Annotated in this window: 21 protein-coding genes; 10 read left to right on the forward strand and 11 right to left on the reverse strand. The window is 68.6% G+C overall.

Going from position 1 to position 21,236, the window contains the following annotated elements; all coding sequences use genetic code 11:
• Positions 1-3 precede the first annotated feature (3 nt).
• Positions 4-666, reverse strand: a complete 663-nt coding sequence (locus ACT2FV_RS29920) for a response regulator (RefSeq protein WP_059506787.1) — start codon at positions 664-666, stop codon at positions 4-6.
• 183 nt (positions 667-849) lie between these two features.
• Between ACT2FV_RS29920 and dacB the strand changes: the two genes are divergently transcribed.
• The 3 genes from dacB (at position 850) to ACT2FV_RS29935 (ending at position 4,888) form a co-directional block, all read left to right on the forward strand.
• Positions 850-2,382: a D-alanyl-D-alanine carboxypeptidase/D-alanyl-D-alanine endopeptidase gene (gene dacB / locus ACT2FV_RS29925; protein ID WP_444505283.1), complete on the forward strand. Its 1,533-nt coding sequence runs from the start codon at positions 850-852 to the stop codon at positions 2,380-2,382.
• 354 nt (positions 2,383-2,736) lie between these two features.
• Positions 2,737-3,651, forward strand: coding sequence for a sterol desaturase family protein (locus tag ACT2FV_RS29930; protein WP_444505284.1), 915 nt, complete (start codon positions 2,737-2,739; stop codon positions 3,649-3,651).
• Between the two features lie 94 nt (positions 3,652-3,745).
• Positions 3,746-4,888, forward strand: coding sequence for an SGNH/GDSL hydrolase family protein (locus ACT2FV_RS29935; RefSeq protein ID WP_151051245.1), 1,143 nt, complete (start codon positions 3,746-3,748; stop codon positions 4,886-4,888).
• An 87-nt stretch (positions 4,889-4,975) separates the two neighbouring features.
• Here ACT2FV_RS29935 and ACT2FV_RS29940 read toward each other — a convergent pair whose 3' ends face one another.
• The 6 genes from ACT2FV_RS29940 to pyk all read right to left on the reverse strand — a co-directional run bounded on the left by ACT2FV_RS29940 (position 4,976) and on the right by pyk (position 11,772).
• Positions 4,976-6,004, reverse strand: a complete 1,029-nt coding sequence (locus ACT2FV_RS29940) for an L-threonylcarbamoyladenylate synthase (protein WP_444505285.1) — start codon at positions 6,002-6,004, stop codon at positions 4,976-4,978.
• Between the two features lie 11 nt (positions 6,005-6,015).
• Positions 6,016-7,212 carry a 5-(carboxyamino)imidazole ribonucleotide synthase gene (locus ACT2FV_RS29945; protein ID WP_444505286.1) on the reverse strand — a complete coding sequence of 399 codons (1,197 nt, stop codon included), beginning with the start codon at positions 7,210-7,212 and terminating at the stop codon, positions 6,016-6,018.
• Positions 7,213-7,300: 88 nt separating this feature from the next.
• Entirely contained in the window at positions 7,301-7,822 is a 522-nt protein-coding gene (purE, locus tag ACT2FV_RS29950; protein ID WP_012364611.1) for a 5-(carboxyamino)imidazole ribonucleotide mutase, read from the reverse strand.
• A 17-nt stretch (positions 7,823-7,839) separates the two neighbouring features.
• Positions 7,840-8,730 (reverse strand): phosphoribosylaminoimidazolesuccinocarboxamide synthase, encoded by an 891-nt coding sequence (locus tag ACT2FV_RS29955; protein WP_059607933.1) that lies wholly within the window; start codon positions 8,728-8,730, stop codon positions 7,840-7,842.
• A 219-nt stretch (positions 8,731-8,949) separates the two neighbouring features.
• A complete protein-coding gene (fba, locus tag ACT2FV_RS29960) occupies positions 8,950-10,014 on the reverse strand; it encodes a class II fructose-bisphosphate aldolase (protein WP_014896168.1) in 1,065 nt (354 codons plus the stop codon).
• A 321-nt stretch (positions 10,015-10,335) separates the two neighbouring features.
• Entirely contained in the window at positions 10,336-11,772 is a 1,437-nt protein-coding gene (pyk, locus tag ACT2FV_RS29965; protein WP_059607932.1) for a pyruvate kinase, read from the reverse strand.
• On the opposite strand from pyk, the gene ACT2FV_RS29970 reads away from it, so the two are divergent.
• Positions 11,771-11,899: a hypothetical protein gene (locus ACT2FV_RS29970; RefSeq protein WP_256097633.1), complete on the forward strand. Its 129-nt coding sequence runs from the start codon at positions 11,771-11,773 to the stop codon at positions 11,897-11,899. The genes pyk and ACT2FV_RS29970 overlap by 2 nt on opposite strands.
• A gap of 157 nt (positions 11,900-12,056) precedes the next feature.
• Here the strand turns inward: ACT2FV_RS29970 and ACT2FV_RS29975 are convergent, their stop codons facing one another.
• From ACT2FV_RS29975 to ACT2FV_RS29985, 3 genes are all read right to left on the reverse strand, one after another.
• A complete protein-coding gene (locus ACT2FV_RS29975) occupies positions 12,057-13,253 on the reverse strand; it encodes a phosphoglycerate kinase (RefSeq protein WP_006481732.1) in 1,197 nt (398 codons plus the stop codon).
• 280 nt (positions 13,254-13,533) lie between these two features.
• Positions 13,534-13,857 (reverse strand): AzlD domain-containing protein, encoded by a 324-nt coding sequence (locus ACT2FV_RS29980; protein ID WP_014896165.1) that lies wholly within the window; start codon positions 13,855-13,857, stop codon positions 13,534-13,536.
• Positions 13,854-14,609, reverse strand: coding sequence for an AzlC family ABC transporter permease (locus tag ACT2FV_RS29985; RefSeq protein WP_059690615.1), 756 nt, complete (start codon positions 14,607-14,609; stop codon positions 13,854-13,856). The genes ACT2FV_RS29980 and ACT2FV_RS29985 overlap by 4 nt, the downstream gene beginning before the upstream one ends.
• A 205-nt stretch (positions 14,610-14,814) precedes the next feature.
• On the opposite strand from ACT2FV_RS29985, the gene ACT2FV_RS29990 reads away from it, so the two are divergent.
• From ACT2FV_RS29990 to ACT2FV_RS30015, 6 genes are all read left to right on the forward strand, one after another.
• A complete protein-coding gene (locus tag ACT2FV_RS29990) occupies positions 14,815-15,738 on the forward strand; it encodes a branched-chain amino acid transaminase (protein ID WP_059447778.1) in 924 nt (307 codons plus the stop codon).
• A gap of 50 nt (positions 15,739-15,788) precedes the next feature.
• On the forward strand, positions 15,789-15,983 hold the full coding sequence (locus ACT2FV_RS29995; protein WP_006749970.1) for a zinc-finger domain-containing protein: 195 nt from the start codon (positions 15,789-15,791) through the stop codon (positions 15,981-15,983).
• Between the two features lie 140 nt (positions 15,984-16,123).
• Positions 16,124-17,161, forward strand: coding sequence for a lipopolysaccharide heptosyltransferase II (gene waaF, locus ACT2FV_RS30000; RefSeq protein WP_151052092.1), 1,038 nt, complete (start codon positions 16,124-16,126; stop codon positions 17,159-17,161).
• A 115-nt stretch (positions 17,162-17,276) separates the two neighbouring features.
• The gene (locus ACT2FV_RS30005; RefSeq protein ID WP_006749968.1) at positions 17,277-17,723 is read left to right on the forward strand and encodes a nuclear transport factor 2 family protein; all 447 of its coding nucleotides are present in this window, start codon (positions 17,277-17,279) and stop codon (positions 17,721-17,723) included.
• Between the two features lie 33 nt (positions 17,724-17,756).
• Positions 17,757-18,794 carry a hydrolase gene (locus tag ACT2FV_RS30010; RefSeq protein ID WP_059607929.1) on the forward strand — a complete coding sequence of 346 codons (1,038 nt, stop codon included), beginning with the start codon at positions 17,757-17,759 and terminating at the stop codon, positions 18,792-18,794.
• Positions 18,787-19,410 carry a DUF2946 family protein gene (locus ACT2FV_RS30015; RefSeq protein ID WP_151052095.1) on the forward strand — a complete coding sequence of 208 codons (624 nt, stop codon included), beginning with the start codon at positions 18,787-18,789 and terminating at the stop codon, positions 19,408-19,410. Before ACT2FV_RS30010 ends, ACT2FV_RS30015 begins: the two co-directional genes overlap by 8 nt.
• 30 nt (positions 19,411-19,440) lie before the next feature.
• On the opposite strand, the gene ACT2FV_RS30020 is transcribed toward ACT2FV_RS30015, so the two are convergent.
• Positions 19,441-21,135, reverse strand: coding sequence for a M48 family metalloprotease (locus tag ACT2FV_RS30020; protein ID WP_138847217.1), 1,695 nt, complete (start codon positions 21,133-21,135; stop codon positions 19,441-19,443).
• Positions 21,136-21,236 lie beyond the last annotated feature (101 nt).

Below are 21,236 nucleotides of genomic sequence, written 5' to 3' on the forward strand. Positions count from 1 at the left end.
GCGTCAGCTTTCCTTGACGACCATGTAGCCGAGCCCGCGCACGTTGCGGATCAGGTCCGAGCCGAGCTTCTTGCGCAGCGCGTGGATGTAGACCTCGACCGTGTTGCTGCCGATCTCCTCGCCCCAGCCGTACATCTTTTCCTCGAGCTGACTCTTCGACAGCACCGCACCGGGCCGCGCGAGCAGCGCCTCGAGCAGCGCGAACTCGCGCGCGGACAGCGCGACGGGCGCGCCGTCGAGCGTCACCTGGTGCGCCGCGGGATCGAGCGTCAGCGCGCCGTGACGGATCAGCGACTCGCTGCGCCCTGCCTGGCGGCGGATCAGCGCGCGCATCCGCGCGCCCAGTTCGTCGAGGTCGAACGGCTTGACGAGGTAGTCGTCGGCGCCCGCGTCGAGCCCCTTCACGCGATCGGCCACCGCATCGCGCGCGGTGACGATCAGCACCGGCAGCGACAGCCCGCGCGCGCGCAGCGTGCGCAGCACGTCGATGCCGTCGCGCTTCGGCAGGCCGAGGTCGAGCAGCAGCAGGTCGTACGTCTCGCCGCCGAGCGCCGTGAGCGCGGCGTCGCCGTCCTGCACCCAGTCGACTGCGAAGCCGTCGGCGCGCAACGCCTTGCGTACGCCCTCGGCAATCATTCGATCGTCTTCAACAAGCAGAATCCGCATCGGAGCTGGAACCCATCGGGCGAGTGAAACATGGCGACCATTGTAGCGCCGCGAATCGCGTGCGCCCCGTGCAATGCAACAGAAAGGCGGATCGCCGGGAGCGTGTCCGCACTTGTCTCTACAATGTGCGCTCCAGCGCCGCGCGCGCTCTGCCCGAATCCCGTGCTTTTCCCGTATTCGCCCATGCCGATTTCCGAACTTTCCGCCCGGTTCGCCCCCCGCGCCCGCCCCTTCCTGCGCGCGGCCGCCGTCGTCGCCACCTGCACGGCCCTTGCGTTCGCACCGCCCGCGCAGGCCCGCAAGAAGTCCCACAAGGAGGCGCGCAAGACCGCCGTCGTGTCGCCCGCCGCGCGGGCGGCCGGCCTGCCGGCGTCCGTGCTCGTCGCGCTGCAGCGCGCGAAGGTGCCGGCCTCGGCGATGAGCGTTGTGGTCGAGCGCGTCGGCGATCCCGAGCCGCTGATCGCATGGAATGCGAACCGGCCGATGATGCCGGCGTCGACTATGAAGCTCGTCACGACCTTCTCGGGCCTGTCGATCCTCGGCCCCGACTACCGCTGGCGCACCACCGCGTACGCGGACGGCCCGGTCGATCCGGACGGTACGCTGCAGGGCAACCTGTACATCAAGGGCACCGGCGATCCGAAGCTCGTACCGGAGGAACTGATCGACCTCGTCGACAAGATCCGCAAGGCCGGCATCAAGCGCGTGGCCGGCGGCCTCGTGCTCGACAAGAGCTATTTCGCCGCGTCGACGCGCGACCTGCCGTCGTTCGACGACGACGCCAGCGCACCGTACAACGTCGGCCCCGATCCGCTGCTGTACGCGTTCAAGGCCGTGTCGTTCACGGTCACGCCGGGCGACGACGGCAAGGTCGCCGTCGACGTGCTGCCACCGCTCGCGAACCTGTCGATCGACAACCAGCTGGTCGAAGGCAACGGGTCGTGCGGTGCGGCGGCGGCCGCCGCGCGTCCGACGCTGTCGGCAGGCGGCGGGATCATGACCGCGTCGTTCGCCGGCGACTATCCGCTGCGCTGCGGCGCGCACACGACCAACCTCGCGATCCTCGATCACACGACGTTCTTCGCGCGCGGCTTCCTCGCGCTGTGGCAGCAGGACGGCGGCACGATCGCGGGCCCCGTCAGCGAAGGCAAGGTGCCGACCACCGCGCGCCCGCTCGCCGTCCATCACAGCCCCGTGCTCGGCAGCATCGTCTACGACATCAACAAGTTCAGCAACAACGTGATGGCGCGCAACCTGTTCCTGACGATCGGCGCGGTCGCCGGCAAGCCGCCCGCGAGCCCCGAGCAGTCAAGCCACGCGATTCACGCGTTCCTGCAGAAGAGCGGAATCGCGATGCCCGACCTCGAGCTCGAGAACGGCTCGGGCCTCTCGCGCGAGGAGCACGTCAGCGCGCAGTCGCTCGCTGCGCTGCTGCAGGCCGCGAACGCGAGCCCCGTCGCACAGGCGTTCATCGATTCGCTGCCGATCGCCGGCATCGACGGCACGATGAAGAACCGCCTGACCAACGCCGGCGTGCTCGGCAACGCGCACATCAAGACCGGCACGCTGCGCGACGTGCGCGCGATCGCGGGCTACGTCGCGGGCGCCGACGGCCAGAGCTACATCGTCGTCAGTTTCATCAACGACGATCACGCGGAAGCCGCGCGCGCCGCGCACGACACGCTGCTCGAATGGATCTACGCAGGCGCGCACTGACGACGCACTCGCCGCGGCGCGGCGCACGCAGGCCCCGCTGTCGGCTTGCGTAGATCGCGGGGAGACACCGTGCATCGGGCGCCCCGTCCTCGGGGATTTCGCCCTGTGCAGTTTGAAACGCCCTCGGCCGCCGGCGCGCCGCGCACGGCCCGCCAGATGTGCCCGCAAAACGGGGCGGCACCGCGAGGCCCCGTTCCGCATGACTTCCGTAGAAACCCTGTCCTCAGAGGGAACCCTCTACGCTGCCCCCTCGCCTAGCGCGTGGCGATTGCGTAGGCTGTTGGCCTGACCGATATCTACAACGGGCCGTACGCCCGGCCTCACGGCTTGCAGGGGAAAGGAGGAGACACGTCCATGCGATTCGACGTCGAATTGCTTCTGCTCGCGCTGGCGCCCGTCTTCCTGCTCTGCATCGCGTGGGAAGCCTGGCACCTCGCCCGCACGCGTGCGCAGGACCATGTCTATGCGTGGCGCGACACGCTGTGCAACGCGGCGCTCGCACTGATGCACCAGGGCGCCGACAAGCTCGCGTGGCTGTTCGTGATCCCCGTTTATGCGTACTGCTACGCACATTTCCGGCTGTTCACGTGGCACGACGGCTGGCTGTCGTTTGCCGTGCTGTTCGTCGGCCAGGACTTCCTCTACTACGTGTTCCATCGCGCGAGCCATCGCGTACGCTGGCTGTGGGCCGCGCACGTCGTGCATCACTCGTCCGAGCGGATGAATTTCTCGACCGCGTTCCGGCAGAGCCTGATGTATCCCGTCGCAGGCATGTGGGCGTTCTGGCTGCCGCTCGCGTTCGTCGGCTTTCCGCCGCAGCAGATCGTCGGCATCGTGCTGATCAACCTCGCGTTCCAGTTCTTCGTGCACACGCAGGCGATCGGCAAGCTCGGCTGGCTCGAATACGTGCTCAACACGCCGTCGATCCATCGCGCGCACCATGCGCGCAACCCCCGCTACATCGACCGCAATTACGCAGGTGTGCTCGTGATCTGGGACCGCCTGTTCGGCAGCTACGTCGAGGAGTCGTCCGACGATCCGCCGCAATACGGGATCGTCGAGCCGCTCGGCTCGAACAACCCGCTCGTCGCGACGTTTCACGAGTGGGTGTCGATGGCGGCCGACGCGTTGCGCATCCACGGATGGCGCAACAAGCTGCGCGCGATTTTCGGCCCGCCCGAATGGGCGAGCGCTTATCATGCGCAGATTGCCGAGGCCGCAAACCACGATCCGCGCACCGTGCCGCTTGCGGCCGTGCGCGACCAATAACCGTTTCAGCCAACGGCCGCCGCGCAGCCCTGATCCGAGCAGGCGCGCGGCAGATGAGAAACACATCGGGCCATATCTACGAGGAGATCGAACGATGCAGTCACAACAACAATTCCCGTCGCGCAACCGTCAACGCCTGCTGCGCACCGTGCAGGTCGCGATCGCGGGCGCCGCGCTCGCCCTGCTCGCCGCGTGCGGCGGCGGTGACAACAACAACAGCAGCGCGTCGAACACGCCGCCGTCCGGCGTGAAGATGCAGGTCGTGTCGTTCGGCGACAGCCTGTCGGACGCCGGCACCTACTCGCAGATCAAGCTTGGCTTCGGCGGCGGCCGCTTCACGACCAACCCCGGCCAGGTGTGGACGCAGGACGTCGCGCAGTATTACGGCGACACGCTGCAGCCCGCGAACCAGGGCGGCTTCGGCATTCCGCTGCAGGCCACGGGCGGCCTCGGCTACGCACAGGGCGGCTCGCGCGTGACGCTGCAACCGGGTCTCGGCCACGCGGACTCGAGCGTGCCGAACGCCGACTACGCACAGGCCACGACGACGCCGATCGCCGACCAGGTCAAGCAGTACCTGACGCAGCGCGGCAGCTTCAACGCGGGCCAGATCGTGCTGGTCAACGGCGGCGCCAACGACATCTTCTATCAGGCACAGGTCGCGCAGGCGCAGGGCAACACGCCGGCCGCGCAGCTCGCGGCCGCGCAGGCGATCGGCCTCGCCGCGCAGCAGCTCGGTGGCATCGTCCAGCAGATCGTCGCGGCGGGCGCATCGCACGTGTTCGTCGCGACGGTGCCGGACATCGGCGGCACGCCGCTCGCGCTGCAGGGCGGCGCGCAGACGCAGGCCGCATTCACGCAACTGTCGGGGCTGTTCAACCAGACGCTGGTCGGCACGCTCGCCGCGCTGAAGGTCGACACGACGAAGTACGCCGTGGTCGACGCGTTCAAGTGGCAGGACGGCATCGCGGCCAACTACCAGGCGAACGGCTTCAGCGTGTCGAACACCGACACCGCATGCAACCTGAAGGCGATGGTCGCGGCGGCGACCCAGTACGGCGTCGCGGATGCAACCGCCTTCGGCTCGTCGCTGTTCTGCTCGCCGCAGACCTACACGACCGCCAACGCGGACCAGACCTACATGTTCGCCGACTTGGTCCACCCGACGACGCGCTTGCACGCGCTGTTCGCGCAGTACGTCGAGCAGCAGATCGCGGCCTCGGGCGTCGGCAAGTAAGCCGAGCGCCACGCGCACAAACGAGAACGCCCGACCGGTTCGCCGGTCGGGCGTTTTTCATTTCACGAGCGGATACGAACGGCTGCGTCAGTCGCGCGCTTCGAACGCGGCGGCCGCACGACCGAGGCGATCGTTGACCGCGATCCATTCGACCGTCTCGGGCAGTTTCTCGACGAGGATACGTGCGACCTGCGCGCGGTCGAGCGCGCGCAGCATGCCGTACAGGTCGCGCGCATACGCCTGCGGATCTTCCGGCGCCGCGACGAAATGCACGCCGCCGGCGTGCGCCCAGCGTCCCGCGCGCGACGCGCGTGCGACGAGCGCGACACGTTCACCGTCGGTCTGCGCGGCCGCGAGCAGCGGCTCGAGTGCATCGAACGGCAGCAGCGCGAGCGGCGTGCGCGGCGCGTAATGGGCCTTCAGCGTGCCCGACGCGCGCGGCGCGGTCGCGTCGCTGCCGTCGGGCAGGCGCGGCGCGCGGCCGAGCACGTCGGCAATCTGCTGCGGCGTCACGTGGCCCGGGCGCAGCAGCGCCGGGAAGCCGCGCGACAGGTCGAGGATCGTCGATTCGATGCCGACTTCCGACGGGCCGCCATCGAGCACGTGCACGGTGTCGCCGAATTCGTCGCGCACGTGTTGAGCGGTGGTCGGGCTCACGTGGCCGAAGCGGTTCGCGGACGGTGCGGCGACGCCGCCGTGGCCGCCGCGCCGCGCGCTGAACGCGGCCAGCAGCGCCTGCGCGACCGGATGCGACGGACAGCGCAGGCCGACCGAATCCTGGCCGCCGCTCACGGCGTCTGGAATGCGCGCATGGCGCTTCAGGATCAGCGTCAGCGGGCCCGGCCAGAATGCATCGATCAGCGCCTGCGCATCGGCCGGCAGGTCTTCGGCCCAGTAACCGGGATCGCCGCCGGGCGGCAGGTGCACGATCACCGGATGGTTCGCCGGGCGCCCCTTCGCCGCGTAGATGCGCGCGACGGCCTCGGGATTCGCCGCGTCGCCGCCGAGCCCGTACACGGTTTCGGTCGGGAATGCGACGAGTTGCCCCGCGTCGAGCAGCGCGGCAGCCGCGTCGATCTGCGCGGGCGTCACGGAGGTCGGGAGATCGATGGACATCGGCTGGCGCCTCAGTCGAGCGGCACGCGCAGCAGCTGCGCGCACGCGGTGGCGGCAGCGACGGCATCGTCGCGCGTCTCGGCCGTGAAGTTCACGTGGCCCATCTTGCGCCCGACGCGCGCTTCTTCCTTGCCGTACAGGTGCAGGTGCGCGGCCGGCATGGCGGCGACCGTGTCCCACGGCGGCGTGACGGCCTCGGCTGCGGCACCGTTCGGGAACCACACGTCGCCGAGGATGTTCAGCATCGCGGCCGGCGAATGCTGGCGCGGGTTGCCGAGCGGCATGCGCGTCATCGCGCGCACCTGCTGCTCGAACTGGCTCGTTGCGCACGCATCGACCGTGTAGTGGCCGGAGTTGTGCGGGCGTGGCGCCATTTCGTTCGCGACGAACGAGCCGTCTTCCAGCACGAAGAATTCGACGCAGAGCACGCCGACGTAGCCGAGCGTATCGGCGATCCGGACGGCTGCCTGCTGCGCCTCCTCGACGCGTGCGGCATCGGCGGCCGGGGCCGGCACGACGGTCAGCGCGAGGATGCCGTTGTAATGCACGTTCTGCGCGAGCGGGAATGCGGCCGAGCGGCCGTCCGCGCCGCGCGCGATCAGCGCGGACACTTCGTATTTCAGCGGCAGGCGCTTTTCGAGCACGCACGGCACGCCGCCGAGCGACGCATGCGCGTCGCGCGCTTCCCGCGCGGTGCTCACGCGCACCTGGCCCTTGCCGTCGTATCCGAGACGCGCCGTCTTCAGGATGCCCGGCAGCACCGCGTCGAGCGCGGCGTCGTCGAGCGCGGCGAGCGCCGCCGCCGATTCGATCACGACGTGCGGTGCGACCGGCACGCCCGACGCCTCGATGAAACGCTTCTCCGCGATCCGGTCCTGCGCGACCGCGACGCAGCGGCCGGCCGGCGCAACGAACGTCGTGCGCGCGAGGAAATCGAGGCTCGCGGCCGGCACGTTCTCGAATTCCGTCGACACGGCCGCGCACAGCGCGGCCAGTTCGGCGAGCGCCGCTTCGTCGTCGTAGGCCGCGCGCAGGTGACGGTCGGCGACCGCGCCGGCGGGGCTCGTCGGATCGGGATCGAGCACGGCGACGCGATAGCCCATCGACTGGGCGGCAAAGCAGAACATGCGGCCGAGCTGGCCACCGCCGACCATGCCCAGCCACGCGCCGGGCAGGATCGGGGAAACGGAATCAGGAGTTGCGTTCATGTCAGTGTTCGGTCGCGGCGGGCGCCGCCCGCCGCAGTGATGAGGATCAGGCGGCCGCTGGAACGGCAGTGCGGCCGCCGGCGCGCCGTCATGCGAGCGGCGGCAGCACCATCGCGTGCGCGGCTTCGTTCTGTCGCACGCGGAACGCGGCGAGCCGGTTCGCGTAGTCGACCGACGTGCCGGACAGGATCGACACCGCGAACAGAGCGGCATTCGCAGCGCCGGCCTCGCCGATCGCGAACGTCGCGACCGGCACGCCCTTCGGCATCTGCACGATCGAGTGCAGCGAATCGACGCCCTTCAGGTACTTGCTCGCGACCGGTACGCCGAGCACCGGCACCGTGGTTTTCGCGGCCAGCATGCCGGGCAGGTGCGCGGCACCGCCGGCGCCCGCGATGATCGCGCGCAGTCCGCGCTCGCGCGCCTTCTCCGCATAGTCGAACATCTCGTCGGGCATCCGGTGCGCGGACACGACCTTCGCTTCGTACGGTACGCCGAATTCCTGCAGGATCGCGACCGCGTTCTTCATCACGTCCCAGTCGGAACTCGAACCCATCAGCACGCCGACGAGCGGCGCGCTGTGCGTGTGGGCAGTCTGGACTTCACTCATTTCGTGCGTTCCTTCCTTCAGGCGAGCGGCTGGCCGGTGATGCGCTCGAGCGCTTCCTGGTACTTCGCGGCCGTCTTCTCGACGACGTCGGCCGGCAGTGCCGGTGCCGGCGCGGTCTTGCCCCACGGCTGCGCCTCGAGCCAGTCGCGCACGAACTGCTTGTCGAACGACGGCGGGTTGGTGCCGACCTGGTACTGGTCGGCCGGCCAGAAGCGCGACGAATCGGCCGTCAGCACCTCGTCCATCAGGTACAGCTTGCCGTGATTGTCGAGGCCGAATTCGAACTTCGTGTCGGCGATGATGATGCCGCGCGTCGCCGCGTAATCGGCCGCTTCCTTGTACAGGCGGATCGAGATGTCGCGGATCGTCGCGGCCAGCTCGGTGCCGATGCGGCGCTCGGTTTCCTCGAACGTGATGTTCTCGTCGTGCTCGCCCATCTCGGCCTTCGCGGCCGGCGTGAAGATCGGCTCGGGCAGCTTCTGCGCGTTCTGCAGGCCTTCCGGCAGCTTCACGCCGCACACGGCGCCCGACGCCTGGTATTCCTTCCAGCCGCTGCCCGCCAGGTAGCCGCGCACGACCGCCTCGATCATGATCGGCTCGAGACGCTTGACGACCACGCCGCGCCCCTTGACCTGCTCGACCTCGTCCGCCGAGACGACCGCTTCCGGCGCGTCACCCGTCAGGTGGTTCGGCACGATGTGCGCGAGCTTGTCGAACCAGAAGTTCGCCATCTGGTTCAACACGCGACCCTTGTTCGGAATCGGCTCCCCCATGATCACGTCGAATGCCGACAGGCGATCCGTCGTGACGATCAGGAGCTTGTCGTTGCCGACCGCGTAGTTGTCGCGGACCTTGCCGCGACCGAGGAGCGGCAGCGAGCGGAGCGTGGATTCGTAAAGGGTAGACATCGTCTTTTCGCAGATAAGGAGCCAAACAAAAAGGGAAACGCCGTTCCCCGCGGCAGGCGGGAACGGCGGTCTTGCAATGCGTCGGCGAACCGGCGGGCGACAGCGCCCGGGCGGTTGCCGGCCGGCCCTCGTTCGGCCGGACGGAGCGGCTGCGGGGCCGGATCAAATCCGGCCGGACAGCCTTGCCTCAGCCTTTCGGCGCGGCAATCGTACTACATCTCAGCGCACGACCTGCGCGAGCGCGCCGGACTTGTACTGCTCGGCGATCTTGTCGAGCGACACCGGCTTGATCTTCGCGGCCTGGCCTTCGCAGCCGAACGCGAGGTAGCGGTCGACACACACCTGCTTCGCCGCTTCACGCGCGGGCTTCAGGTAGTCGCGCGGATCGAACTTGCCCGGGTTCTCGAACAGGTAGCGGCGGATCGCGCCGGTGATCGCGAGACGCAGGTCGGTGTCGATGTTGATCTTGCGCACGCCGTGCTTGATGCCTTCCTGGATTTCCTCGACCGGCACGCCGTAGGTTTCCTTCATGTCGCCGCCGAATTCGCGAATCTCGGCCAGCAGTTCCTGCGGCACCGACGACGAACCGTGCATCACCAGGTGCGTGTTCGGGATGCGTGCGTGAATTTCCTTGATGCGCTGGATCGACAGGATGTCGCCCGTCGGCTTCTTCGAGAACTTGTACGCGCCGTGCGACGTGCCGATCGCAATCGCGAGCGCGTCGCACTGCGTGAGCTTCACGAAGTCGGCGGCCTGCTCCGGATCGGTCAGCAGTTGCTCGCGGGTCATCGTGCCTTCCGCGCCATGGCCGTCTTCCTTGTCGCCCTTCATCGTCTCGAGCGAGCCGAGCACGCCGAGTTCGGCTTCGACCGTCACGCCGATCGAGTGCGCCATCTCGACGACCTTGCGCGACACGTCGACGTTGTATTCGTACGAGGCGACCGTCTTGCCGTCGGCTTCGAGCGAACCGTCCATCATCACGCTGGTGAAGCCGCTGCGGATCGCGCCCATGCACACGGCCGGCGACTGGCCGTGGTCCTGGTGCATCACGACCGGGATGTGCGGGTACGACTCGACCGCCGCTTCGATCAGGTGGCGCAGGAACGGCTCGCCAGCGTACTTACGCGCGCCGGCCGATGCCTGCATGATCACGGGCGCGCCGACCTGATCCGCCGCCGCCATGATCGCCTGGACCTGCTCCAGGTTGTTCACGTTGAAGGCCGGCAGGCCGTAACCGTGCTCTGCCGCGTGGTCCAGCAATTGACGCATTGATACGAGAGGCATTGTGGAACTCCTTGGAATGAAAACCGGTGCGCCCTGACGCCGGCGCGGCGCTCGCTCCCCGTCGAAACCGGGGCGGCACGGCGCGGCTGAGCGTCGAATAGCCGCATTTTATCGCGAAGCGCCTCCGATTCCGACCGGCCGGTGGCGCGTACTCGCAATTTGTTACCTTCGCACGGCACAATCCGGGCAAAAAACAGAAAAAAAGCCGCGCGGGGCATCGGACCCCGCGCGGCTTTCGTCAAAAAAATGGTGCCCGATCGGCTCGGGCGGCCGGTGAACCGGCCAACGGACCGAACCGACCGGCCCGATGCATGCCGGCGCTCAATAATGCTCGCCGACCCGCACGATCTTCAGCGTGTTGGTGCCGCCCGCCTGCCCCATCGGCTCGCCGACGGTCAGCACGACCATGTCGCCGTGCTGCACGTAGCCCTGCTTGACGACGAGCTCCAGCGCCGCCTGCAGCGCCGAATCGCGATCGCTGTTGAAGTCGACGTGCAGCGGCGTCACGTTGCGGTACAGCGCCATCGTGCGCTCGCTGCCGACGCGCGGCGTCAGCGCGAAGATCGGCACGTGCGTGTAGTGGCGCGACATCCACAGCGCGGTCGCGCCCGATTCGGTCAGCGCGATGATCGCCTTCGCGCCCAGGTGATATGCGGTGAACAGCGCGCCCATCGCGATCGACTGGTCGATCCGCGTGAACGTGCGGTCGAGGAAATCCTTGTCCAGCTCGACGTGTTCCGACTTTTCCGCCTCGACACACACGGCAGCCATCGTCTCGATCGTGACGACCGGGTACTTGCCGGCGGCCGTCTCGGCCGACAGCATCACCGCGTCGGTGCCGTCGAGCACCGCGTTCGCGACGTCCGACACTTCCGCGCGGGTCGGCACCGGCGCGTGGATCATCGACTCCATCATTTGCGTCGCGGTGATCACGAGCTTGTTCGACTCGCGCGCCATCCGGATCATCCGCTTCTGCAGCGCCGGCACGGCCGCGTTGCCGACTTCCACCGCGAGGTCGCCGCGCGCGACCATGATGCCGTCGGACGCGTCGAGAATGCTCTGCAGCGCCGGAATCGCCTCGGCGCGCTCGATCTTAGCGATCATCTTCGGCTTGATGCCGTACGGCGCGCCCGCGATGTTCGCGAGCTGGCGCGCCATTTCCATGTCGGTGGCGTTCTTCGGGAACGACACCGCGACCAGATCCGCGCCGAGCGACATCGCCGTGCGGATGTCCTCCATGTCCTTCGCGGTCAGCGCGGGCGCCGACAGGCCGCCGCCCTGGCGGTTGATCCCCTTGTTGTTCGACAGCTCGCCGCCCACCTTGACGATCGTGTGGATCTCTTCGCCGAGCACGCGCTCGACGGTCAGCACGATCAGGCCGTCGTTCAGCAGCAGCAGGTCGCCCGGCTTCAGGTCGCGCGGCAGTTCCTTGTAGTCGAGGCCGACGCGCTCGTCGTTGCCGAGTTCACAGCCCGCGTCGAGGATGAAGGCCTGGCCCGGCACGAGGGTCGTCTTGCCGTTCTCGAACTTGCCGACGCGGATCTTCGGGCCCTGGAGGTCGGCCATGATCGCGATCTCGCGGCCGACCTTGCGGGCGGCCTCGCGCACCATCTCGGCGCGCTGGCGGTGATCGTCGGCCGTGCCGTGCGAAAAGTTGAGCCGCACGACGTCGAGGCCCGCCTGCATCATCTGCAGCAGAATCTCCGGCGAACTGGAAGCCGGGCCGATCGTGGCGACTATCTTGGTGGCGCGCTGCATGAAACTCCTCATCTGGATCAAGGTGGATGCACTGGGTGAAACGCTGCGAGAGCCGGAATCGGCGGGCCCAGCGGCGGCCGTTCCGGGGGGCGTGCCGGTGCTTGCGCCCGGCATCGCTTTGTTCTGAATTTCGTGGTGCTGCACGACCGCGTCGCCGGCGGCCGCCGGTGCGCGCGGGGTCGAGTTCGCCCGCGCGGGCGCGCGTTTGCGCTTGCCCGCGCCGGCCGGCTGCTCCGCTTTCGCGGAGCGCGCGGCCCTCGTCACCCCTGCGCGCGCCGCCACGCTCAGGCCGCCCGCGTTTCCAGCACTTCCACCGCCGGCAGCTTCTTCCCCTCGAGGAACTCGAGGAAGGCACCGCCGCCCGTCGAGATGTAGCTGACCTGGTCATGGATGCCGTACTTCGCGATGGCCGCGAGCGTGTCGCCGCCGCCCGCGATCGAGAACGCGGACGATTTCGCGATCGCTTCCGCGAGCGTCTTGGTGCCGTTGCCGAACTGGTCGAACTCGAACACGCCGACCGGGCCGTTCCACACGATCGTGCCGGCCTTCTCGAGCTGGCTCGCGAGCGCCTTGGCCGTATCCGGGCCGATGTCGAGGATCATGTCGTCCGCCTCGATGTCGGCGACCTGCTTCACCGTGGCCGCGGCCGTCGGCGAGAATTCCTTGGCCGTCACGACGTCGGTCGGGATCGGCACCGACGCGCCGCGCTCGCGCGCTTCGTCGATGATCGCCTTCGCCTCGGCGACGAGATCGGCTTCCGCGAGCGACTTGCCGATCGACAGGCCGGCCGCGAGCATGAACGTGTTCGCGATGCCGCCACCGACGATCAGCTGGTCGACCTTGCCGGCCAGCGACTTGAGAATCGTCAGCTTGGTCGACACCTTCGAACCGGCGACGATCGCCACCAGCGGGCGAGCCGGGTTGCCGAGCGCCTTGCCCAGTGCGTCGAGTTCGGCGGCCAGCAGCGGGCCCGCGCACGCGACCGGCGCGTACTTCGCAATCCCGTGGGTGGTCGCTTCCGCGCGGTGCGCGGTGCCGAACGCGTCGTTCACGTAGACGTCGCAGAGCTTCGCCATCTTTTGCGCGAGCTCGTCCGAATTCTTCTTCTCGCCCTTGTTCACGCGGCAGTTCTCGAGCAGCACGACCTGGCCCGGCGCGACGTTCACGCCGTTCTCGACCCAGTTCGAGACGAGCGGCACGTCGCGGCCGAGCAACTCGGCGAGGCGCTTCGCGACCGGCGCGAGCGAATCTTCCGGCTTGAATTCGCCTTCGGTCGGACGACCGAGGTGCGACGTGACCATCACGGCCGCGCCGGCGTCGAGCGCGGCCTGGATGGCCGGCACGGATGCGCGCACGCGCGTGTCTTCGGTGATGTTGCCGTGATCGTCCTGCGGGACGTTCAGGTCGGCGCGGATGAACACCCGCTTGCCGGCGAGCTGGCCGGCGGCGATCAGGTCGGTAAGACGCTTGACTTGGCTCATGTTGAACAGATTGAAGTAGTGGATGGGGAAAGGGGGTTCACGCTGGACGTGCGCGGGCTGCCGCGAAAGGGCGCCGGATGCGGCCGTGGCTGGCGGTTCGCATGACGCGCACGGGTAAAAAATCTCGAACGGGCATTCTAGCCGATCCACCCGGCAGACTGACCCGTGCGGCGGCGAATTCCGCCTATTTGGGATCGCGCACGGCCGCCAACACGTTTCCGCAACGCAACAATAGGTGCTCGCCAGCGGCCAGCACCCGGTGGGCGGGCACGGCGATTCGTCAGAAGATCAGCCGCAGCACGGTGAAAACGAGCATCCCGACGATGATCGTGCCGAGCATGCTGCGCCGCCACAAAAACCAGCCGAGACCCGCGAGCGCGGCGTAGAACGGATGGTTGGACAGCGCGAACGAAAGCCCGGCGGGCGTTTCGAGCACGTCGGGCAGCACGACCGCGACGAGCGCGGCGGCCGGCGCGTAGCGCAGCGCGCGCTGCGCGCGCTCGGGCAGCACGGTGCGTTCGCCGCCGATCAGGAACAGCGCGCGCGTGACGGCCGTGACGATCGTCATCCCGACGATCACGATCCAGATTTCCGTCGCGCTCATTCGATTTCCTTTTCGTGCACGGTTTCGGTGCGGATGCGGCGCCAGTCGGCGCGTTCGACGAAGAAATCGGCCGTGCACCCGGCCGCGAGCGCGGCCAGCACCGCGATCGGCAGCGCGAGCCGGTACGGCAGGTCGAACGCGATCAACGACACGATGCCCGCCACCGCGACGGCCGCGAGCGTCGAGCGGTTCGCGACCGCCGACACCATGATCGGGAGCAGCGCGAGCGTGCCGGCCAGCTCCAGCCCCCAGCTCGCGGGAAAGAAGCTCGCGAGCAGGATGCCGGCGAGCGACGACACCTGCCACGACGCCCAGCTGGCGAGCGCCATCCCCCAGAAATAGGCCTCCTTGCCCGGCACGTGGCCGTATGCGAAGCCCTGTTTCTGGAACAGCAGGTAGATCACGTCGCCGTTGAAATAGCCGATCGCGAGGCGCCGCCACAGCGGCAGGTAGGAAAAATGGGGCGCAAGCCCGGCGCTGAAGATCACGAAGCGCATGTTGACCATCGTGGCCGTGAGCAGGATCGTCCAGATCGGCAGCTTCGCGACGAGAAGCGGCAGCACCGCGAGCTGCGACGAGCCCGCATAGACGAAGATCGACATCGCGCTCGCCTGCCCGAGCGTCATCACCGACTTGCTCATCGCGACCCCGGTGACGAGCCCCCAGGACAGGATCGCCATCAGTGTCGGGGAATAGTCGCGCGCGCCCTGGATCAGCGCGAAGCGGTCGGTGGCGGAGAATCGAGCGAGCATGGGAAACGGGCCGCGGCGGGCGGTTCGTCGGGCCGCCGGCGCCTCCTGCCGGTACGACCCGTCGTTATTGGAATCGGTACCGGGCGATTATAGCGCCGGCCCTGTGCCGACCGACCGGATCGCCTTCAAATGACGCTAAAATAAGCGTCTTTCCGGCTCAATGCTGCACACAACCCGCTGTACAACCGCTTCCCAGGAGAATCCTATGTCAATGGCCGACCGCGACGGCAAGATCTGGATGGACGGCAAGCTGATCGACTGGCGCGATGCCAAGATCCACGTCCTGACCCATACGCTGCACTACGGCATGGGCGTCTTCGAGGGCGTGCGTGCGTACAAGACGGCCGACGGCAGCACCGCGATCTTCCGTCTGCGCGAGCACACCAAACGTCTGCTGAATTCGGCGAAGATCTTCCAGATGGACGTGCCGTTCGACCGCGAAACGCTCGAAGCCGCGCAGCTCGAAGTCGTGCGCGAGAACAAGCTCGAGTCGTGCTACCTGCGCCCGATCATCTGGGTCGGCTCGGAAAAACTTGGCGTGTCGGCGAAGGGCAACACGATCCACGTCGCGATCGCCGCATGGCCGTGGGGCGCATATCTCGGCGAGGACGGCCTCGCGAAGGGTATCCGCGTGAAGACGTCGTCGTTCACGCGCCACCACGTGAACGTGTCCATGGTGCGCGCGAAGGCGTCGGGCTGGTACGTGAACTCGATCCTCGCGAACCAGGAAGCGACCGCCGACGGCTACGACGAAGCGCTGCTGCTCGACGTCGACGGCTACGTGTCGGAAGGCTCCGGCGAGAATTTCTTCCTGGTGAACAACGGCAAGCTGTACACGCCCGACCTGTCGTCGTGCCTCGACGGCATCACGCGCGACACGATCATCACGCTCGCGAAGGACGCCGGCATCGAGGTGATCGAGAAGCGCATCACGCGCGACGAGGTCTACACGGCCGACGAAGCGTTCTTCACGGGCACGGCCGCCGAAGTCACGCCGATCCGCGAGCTCGACAACCGCACGATCGGCAGCGGCGCCCGCGGCCCGGTCACGGAAAAGCTCCAGTCGGCATTTTTCGATATCGTGTCGGGCAAGAACGCGAAGTACGCGCACTGGCTGACGAAAGTCTGAGCGCGCCGCGCCACCGACCGCCCCACAAAAGAGTGATAAGAGAAAGTCTCATGAGTGAAATCAAGGAAATGCCGCTGGTCGAGCTGACGGCCAAGGATCTCCCCGCCTACTGCCCGAACCCGGCCATGGCGCGCTGGAGTGCGCACCCGCGCGTCTTCATCGACGTGTCGCACGGCGAGGCACGCTGCCCGTACTGCGGCACGCGCTACAAGCTGCGCGACGGCGAGGTGGTCAAGGGCCACTGAGCCCCGGCCGGCCGGGCCCGCGGGCCCGCCGCACGCGAGGCGGCGCAGCCGGAACCCGGCGCGCCGCCCTTTTGCTGTTCTGACAACCCGAACGCGGCGCATGCGCGCCGTGCTTCATTACGACATCGGAAGTCGACCTGATGCGTCGAGCGCTGGTTATCGCACCGAATTGGATCGGTGACGCATTGATGGCGCAGCCGCTTTTTGCGCTGCTGAAAAAGCTCCATCCCCGCATCGCGATCGATGCCGTCGCGCCCACCTGGGTCGCGCCCGTGCTCGAGCGGATGCCCGAGATCCACGATGTCTACGCGACCGACCTCGCGCACGGCAAGCTGCAGCTGCTGCGCCGCTGGCAGCTCGCGACCGACCTGCGTGACGTCGGCTACGACGCGGCGTACGTGCTGCCGAATTCGCTGAAGTCCGCGGTGATCCCGTGGCTCGCGAACATCCCGCTGCGGATCGGCTACACGGGCGAGCATCGCTACGGCCTGCTGAACGTGCGGCACGGGAACCCCGACAAGTCGGCCGAGCGTCCGCCGATGACGACCCACTACGCGGCGCTCGCATATGCGCCGGGCGCGAAGCTGCCCGAGTCGATGAAGACGCTGCCCGCCCCGCGCCTCGACGCCGACCTGAACGAGACGGCGCGCGTGTCCGCACGTTTCAATCTCGATACACGCAAGCCGCTCGTCGTGTTCTGCCCCGGCGCGGAATACGGCCCGGCCAAGCGCTGGCCGCCCGAGCACTTCGCGACGCTCGCGACGATCGTCCACCAGTCGTTCCCGTACACGCAGATCGTCGCGCTCGGCTCGCAGAAGGACGCCGCCGCCGCGCAGGCGATCGCCGACCATGCGCCGAACGTGCGTAACCTGTGCGGGCAGACGTCGCTGTCCGAGGCGTGCGCGCTGATCGCGCGCGCGAACGCGGTCGTGACCAACGATTCGGGGCTGATGCACGTCGCGGCCGCCTTGCGCCGGCCGCTCGTCGCGCTGTACGGCTCGACGGATCCGCGCCACACCCCTCCGCTGTCGGAGCTGGCGAAGGTACAATGGTTGCATCTCGAATGCAGTCCCTGCTTCGAACGCGAGTGCCCGCTCGGCCATCTGAACTGCCTGCGCGAACTCGGTCCCGAACAGGTATTCGGCGATTTGCGCGGCATGCTCGTCGGGCAGCGCTGACCCTGACCGGCAGCGTCGCACGACGCGCCGGGCAATCCGATTCACCGGTGTACGGCGGCTCCATCCGGGCCGCCGTGCTGAATACGGCGCGCGACGCGCGCGAGAGATAACCCCGATGCCACGTTTTGCCCGCCTTTTCGAAGCCGCTGCCGATACGCTGAACGCTTACTACCAGGCCGTCGCCGATGCCAATCTCGACGCGCTGCTGGGGTTGTGGATCGACGAGGACTTCGCCAGCTGCGTCTGGGCCGACGGTGAGCATCTGCACGGCCTCGACCAGATCCGCAGCGGGCTGGCGAACCGCCTCGCGACGCGTCCCGTGACGATCGAACCGCTCGACATTCGCGTATACGACAGTCTCGGCACCGTCGTCTACACGATCGCCGAAGCGCATCAGCAGGCCGACCTGACGGCCGAACCGGACATGGTTTTCGCCACGTACGTGATGATTCACGAACGCGGCGAGTGGCGCATCGCGCATATTCACGCGAGCCCGATTCCCGAACAAGCGGCCGGACAATTCGCCGCGAAGATCCGTCACGGGCAGGGTCCGCTGCACTGACGAAGAACGAAGCAACGCATTAGCGGGGCGATCATGAGTACGGCTTCTCCGCCCACCTCGCCGCTGACCGGGGCCCCGGCCCCCGACGACGATTCATTGCGCTATCGCGCACCGCGCTGGCTGCCGAACAGCCATGCCCAAACCATCGTGCCCGCGCTGTTCGCACGGCGTCCGGCGGTCGCGTACCGACGAGAGCGATGGGAAACCCCCGACCACGACTTCATCGATCTCGACTGGGTCGCGCATCTCGACAGTGCCGCACCGCCGCCCGACGCACCGCTTTTCGTGCTGTTCCACGGCCTCGAAGGCAGTTCCGGCTCGCATTACGCGCTGGCGATGATGGCCGCCGCGCGCGCGAAGGGCTGGCACGCGGTCGTCCCGCACTTTCGCAGTTGCAGCGGCGAGCTCAACCGGCAGCCGCGCTTCTACCATCTCGCCGACAGCGCCGAGGTCGACTGGATCCTGCGCCGGCTCGCCGCGCAGCATCGCGGGCCGGTCGTCGCGGCCGGCGTGTCGCTCGGCGGCAACGTGCTGCTGCGCTGGCTCGGCGAGCACCGCAGCGACACGTCGATCGTGCACGCGGCCGCCGCGATCTCGACGCCGATCGACGTGCATGCGGGCGGCCGCGCGCTGTCGCAGGGCTTCGCGATGGTCTACACGCGCAGCTTCCTGAAGACGCTGAAGCGCAAGGCGCTCGCGAAGCTCGACCAATATCCGGGGCTGTTCGACCGCGACGCAATGCTCCGTGCCGTGACGATGCGCGACTTCGACGAAGTCGTGACCGCGCCGCTGCACGGCTTCGCCGACGCCGACGACTACTGGACCCAGGCCACGACGCGCCCGCTGCTGCCCGCGATCGACGTGCCGACGCTGATCCTCAACGCCCGCAACGATCCGTTCCTGCCCGAATCCGCGCTGCCCAGCGCCGCCGACGTGTCGCCGGCCGTCGAGCTCGACCAGCCCGCGGACGGCGGCCACGCGGGATTCATGACCGGGCCGTTCCCCGGCCGCCTCGACTGGCTGTCGGCGCGGGTGTTCGGCTATTGCTCGAAATTCGTCGACCATGGATGACATCGTCAGGCAGGCCCTCGCCAAATGGCCGAACGTGCCGCACTGCACCGGCTGGCTGCTGCTCGACCGGCGCGGCGAGTGGCGGCTGCGCGACGAGGCCGCGCAGGCCGCGGGCGAACTCGGCTCGCCGGTCCGGCATGCGGCACTGAACGCGTTCATCGGGCGCAACTACGACTGCGACCCGCACGGCCAGTGGTTCTTCCAGAACGGGCCGCAGCGCGTGTACGTCGAGCTCGCATACACGCCGTGGGTCGTGCGCCTGGCCGAACGCGACGGGCAACTCGCGCTGGCCGACCAGACCGGCGCGCCGTTCGAGCCCGACGCCGCATGGCTCGACGATGCGGGCGGCGTGCTGTTCCGCTCGGCGGGCACGCCGCCGCGCATCGCGGCGCTGCACGACCACGACCTCGGCCTGTTCGCCGATCATGCGGACTTCGACGCGACGCCGCCCGTGCTGCGCTGGCGTGACGGGCGCACGCTGGCGCTCGGCAACCTGGCGTGTGCCGATGTGCCGGCAACGTTCGGCTTCGTCGCGAGTCCCGCGCAGCGTGCGCGGCACGACACGTCGGATGGTGGCAACGGCAACGGCAACGGCAACGACAGCGCCGCAAGCTGAAGCGCCGCCGCCCTGCCCGCCTCGCGGCCGTTATCCGCGGCCGTTCTTCTCGTCCTCGCGCTCTTCCTTGTAGCGCGCCTCGAATTCCAGCAGCCGCGCGCCGATGATCGACTGGTCGTAGAACGACACGTCCTTCGCGTCGCGCGCCTCCTTCAGCTGGCGAATCGCAGACGGCCACGCGCCGTCGAGCGCCAGCTTCTCCGCGAGCGCACGGCGCCGCGCGAGCACGTCGCCCTTGCCGTCGCTCGCCTTCGCGAGGTAGTCCCACCAGTCCGGCTGCTCCGGGTCCGCTTTCGCCTGCGTGCGTGCGAGCGTCTGCGCTTCGTCGAAGCGGCGCGCGGCGATCAGCGCCTGCAGGTGCGCGACGATCGCCGCGTGCGACGCCGGCCAGCGCCGCTGCGCGAGCGCCGCGAGCCGCACCGCGTCGTCGGTCCGGCCCGCGCGGCGGGCGAGGTCGGCGGCGAGCACGTCGAGGCTCGGCGAACTCGTCTGCGGATCGTCCGCGCGCCGCTCGCGCGCGTCGAAGGCGGCGCGGGCCGACGCGAGCGCCTTGTCGGCCGCGTCGTACTGGCCGAGCAGCGTGTTCGCGAGCGCGATCCCGTACTCGTTCGCCGCGACGTTCGGCGCCGTGCGATCGTCGATCTCGAGCTGCATCCGGCGCGCCTCGGCCGCGATGTCGTTCGGCGCACGGTTCTGCAGAATGCGCAGCCGCGCGCGCACGAAGCCGTATTCGGCCGACTGGCGCGGCTGCCGGTACGGCGCGCGGCGCGCGCGATCCTCCATGTCGGCGATCCGTTCACCCGTCAGCGGGTGCGTGCGCGCATAGGCCGGCACGCCCGCGTCGCCCATCGACGCGCGCTCGAGCCGCTCGAAGAAGCCCGGCATCCCGTACGGATCGTAGCCGGCGCCCGCGAGCAGCTGGAAACCGACGCGATCGGCCTCGCGCTCGGCCGAGCGCGAGAAGCGCAGCTGGTTGTCGACCGCAAACGCCTGCCCGCCCATCGCGATCGCGCTGCCGAGATCGCCGCTGCGCGCGAGCACGCCCGCCAGCACCCCGAGCAGCATCGTCGCGAGCGCGGTGTAGCCCGTCTTCTCGTTCGCGCCGATCATCCGCGCGATGTGCCGCTGCAGCACGTGGCCCATCTCGTGGCCGACCACCGAGGCGAGTTCGGATTCCGTTTGCGTCGTGACGACCAGGCCGCTGTTGATCCCGATGAAACCGCCCGGCATCGAGAATGCGTTGATCTGCGGATCGCGCACGGGGAACAACTCGAAGTCCGGCGTGTAGCCGCCGATGTAGCGCGCCGCGGCCGCGGCCGCGAGCCGCTTCGCGATCGCGTTCAGGTAGTCGCGCGCGAGCCAGTCGTCGAGGTAGTCCGGGTCGCGCCGCACCTCGCGCATCACGCGCTCGCCGAGACGGCGCTCGGCCTGCGGCGTAAGCGAACCGCCGGAGCCGTCGCCGAGGTCGGGCAGTTCCAGCGCGCGCAGGGGTGCACGCAGGCTCGCGACCGGCGCGGACGCGCCGTCGCCGCCGGAGAACCGGCTTTCCGCGCCGCCGTAGGTGCCGAATACGCCGGTCGCGATGCCGGAAGGCACCGTGGAAATCGACGGCGAAGCGCCGGCCGCCGGCTCGAGCGGCAGCGCGGACAGGCGCTGTGCATGGCCGCTCGGCGGCAGCACGAGCGCCGTCGACAGCAACACGGCAAGCAACTGTTTGACACGCATGGCAGGATGAAGACGACGCGTCCCGCGCGCCGGGCGCGCATCGCGGCGTTTGGTCTGAAGATCCTGGTCATTGTACCGGCGGGATCGCGACTGTTCGCTGC

Origin of the sequence: Burkholderia sp. PR2 (assembly GCF_052372875.1) — a bacterium.
GTDB classification, from domain to species: Bacteria; Pseudomonadota; Gammaproteobacteria; order Burkholderiales; family Burkholderiaceae; genus Burkholderia; species Burkholderia diffusa.

What these genes read in the sequence shown, in the direction of transcription:
- ACT2FV_RS29935 (WP_151051245.1), top strand. Translation starts at nt 3,746, where the DNA reads ATGCAGTCACAACAACAATTCCCGTCGCGCAACCGTCAACGCCTGCTG.
- fba (WP_014896168.1), bottom strand. Translation starts at nt 10,014, where the DNA reads ATGCCTCTCGTATCAATGCGTCAATTGCTGGACCACGCGGCAGAGCAC.
- pyk (WP_059607932.1), bottom strand. Translation starts at nt 11,772, where the DNA reads ATGCAGCGCGCCACCAAGATAGTCGCCACGATCGGCCCGGCTTCCAGT.
- waaF (WP_151052092.1), top strand. Translation starts at nt 16,124, where the DNA reads ATGCGTCGAGCGCTGGTTATCGCACCGAATTGGATCGGTGACGCATTG.
- purE (WP_012364611.1), bottom strand. Translation starts at nt 7,822, where the DNA reads ATGAGTGAAGTCCAGACTGCCCACACGCACAGCGCGCCGCTCGTCGGC.
- ACT2FV_RS30020 (WP_138847217.1), bottom strand. Translation starts at nt 21,135, where the DNA reads ATGCGTGTCAAACAGTTGCTTGCCGTGTTGCTGTCGACGGCGCTCGTG.
- ACT2FV_RS29980 (WP_014896165.1), bottom strand. Translation starts at nt 13,857, where the DNA reads ATGAGCGCGACGGAAATCTGGATCGTGATCGTCGGGATGACGATCGTC.
- dacB (WP_444505283.1), top strand. Translation starts at nt 850, where the DNA reads ATGCCGATTTCCGAACTTTCCGCCCGGTTCGCCCCCCGCGCCCGCCCC.
- ACT2FV_RS29945 (WP_444505286.1), bottom strand. Translation starts at nt 7,212, where the DNA reads ATGAACGCAACTCCTGATTCCGTTTCCCCGATCCTGCCCGGCGCGTGG.
- ACT2FV_RS29985 (WP_059690615.1), bottom strand. Translation starts at nt 14,609, where the DNA reads ATGCTCGCTCGATTCTCCGCCACCGACCGCTTCGCGCTGATCCAGGGC.
- ACT2FV_RS29975 (WP_006481732.1), bottom strand. Translation starts at nt 13,253, where the DNA reads ATGAGCCAAGTCAAGCGTCTTACCGACCTGATCGCCGCCGGCCAGCTC.
- ACT2FV_RS29970 (WP_256097633.1), top strand. Translation starts at nt 11,771, where the DNA reads ATGAAACTCCTCATCTGGATCAAGGTGGATGCACTGGGTGAAACGCTG.
- ACT2FV_RS29990 (WP_059447778.1), top strand. Translation starts at nt 14,815, where the DNA reads ATGTCAATGGCCGACCGCGACGGCAAGATCTGGATGGACGGCAAGCTG.
- ACT2FV_RS29920 (WP_059506787.1), bottom strand. Translation starts at nt 666, where the DNA reads ATGCGGATTCTGCTTGTTGAAGACGATCGAATGATTGCCGAGGGCGTA.
- ACT2FV_RS29955 (WP_059607933.1), bottom strand. Translation starts at nt 8,730, where the DNA reads ATGTCTACCCTTTACGAATCCACGCTCCGCTCGCTGCCGCTCCTCGGT.
- ACT2FV_RS30005 (WP_006749968.1), top strand. Translation starts at nt 17,277, where the DNA reads ATGCCACGTTTTGCCCGCCTTTTCGAAGCCGCTGCCGATACGCTGAAC.
- ACT2FV_RS30010 (WP_059607929.1), top strand. Translation starts at nt 17,757, where the DNA reads ATGAGTACGGCTTCTCCGCCCACCTCGCCGCTGACCGGGGCCCCGGCC.
- ACT2FV_RS29940 (WP_444505285.1), bottom strand. Translation starts at nt 6,004, where the DNA reads ATGTCCATCGATCTCCCGACCTCCGTGACGCCCGCGCAGATCGACGCG.
- ACT2FV_RS29930 (WP_444505284.1), top strand. Translation starts at nt 2,737, where the DNA reads ATGCGATTCGACGTCGAATTGCTTCTGCTCGCGCTGGCGCCCGTCTTC.
- ACT2FV_RS30015 (WP_151052095.1), top strand. Translation starts at nt 18,787, where the DNA reads ATGGATGACATCGTCAGGCAGGCCCTCGCCAAATGGCCGAACGTGCCG.
- ACT2FV_RS29995 (WP_006749970.1), top strand. Translation starts at nt 15,789, where the DNA reads ATGAGTGAAATCAAGGAAATGCCGCTGGTCGAGCTGACGGCCAAGGAT.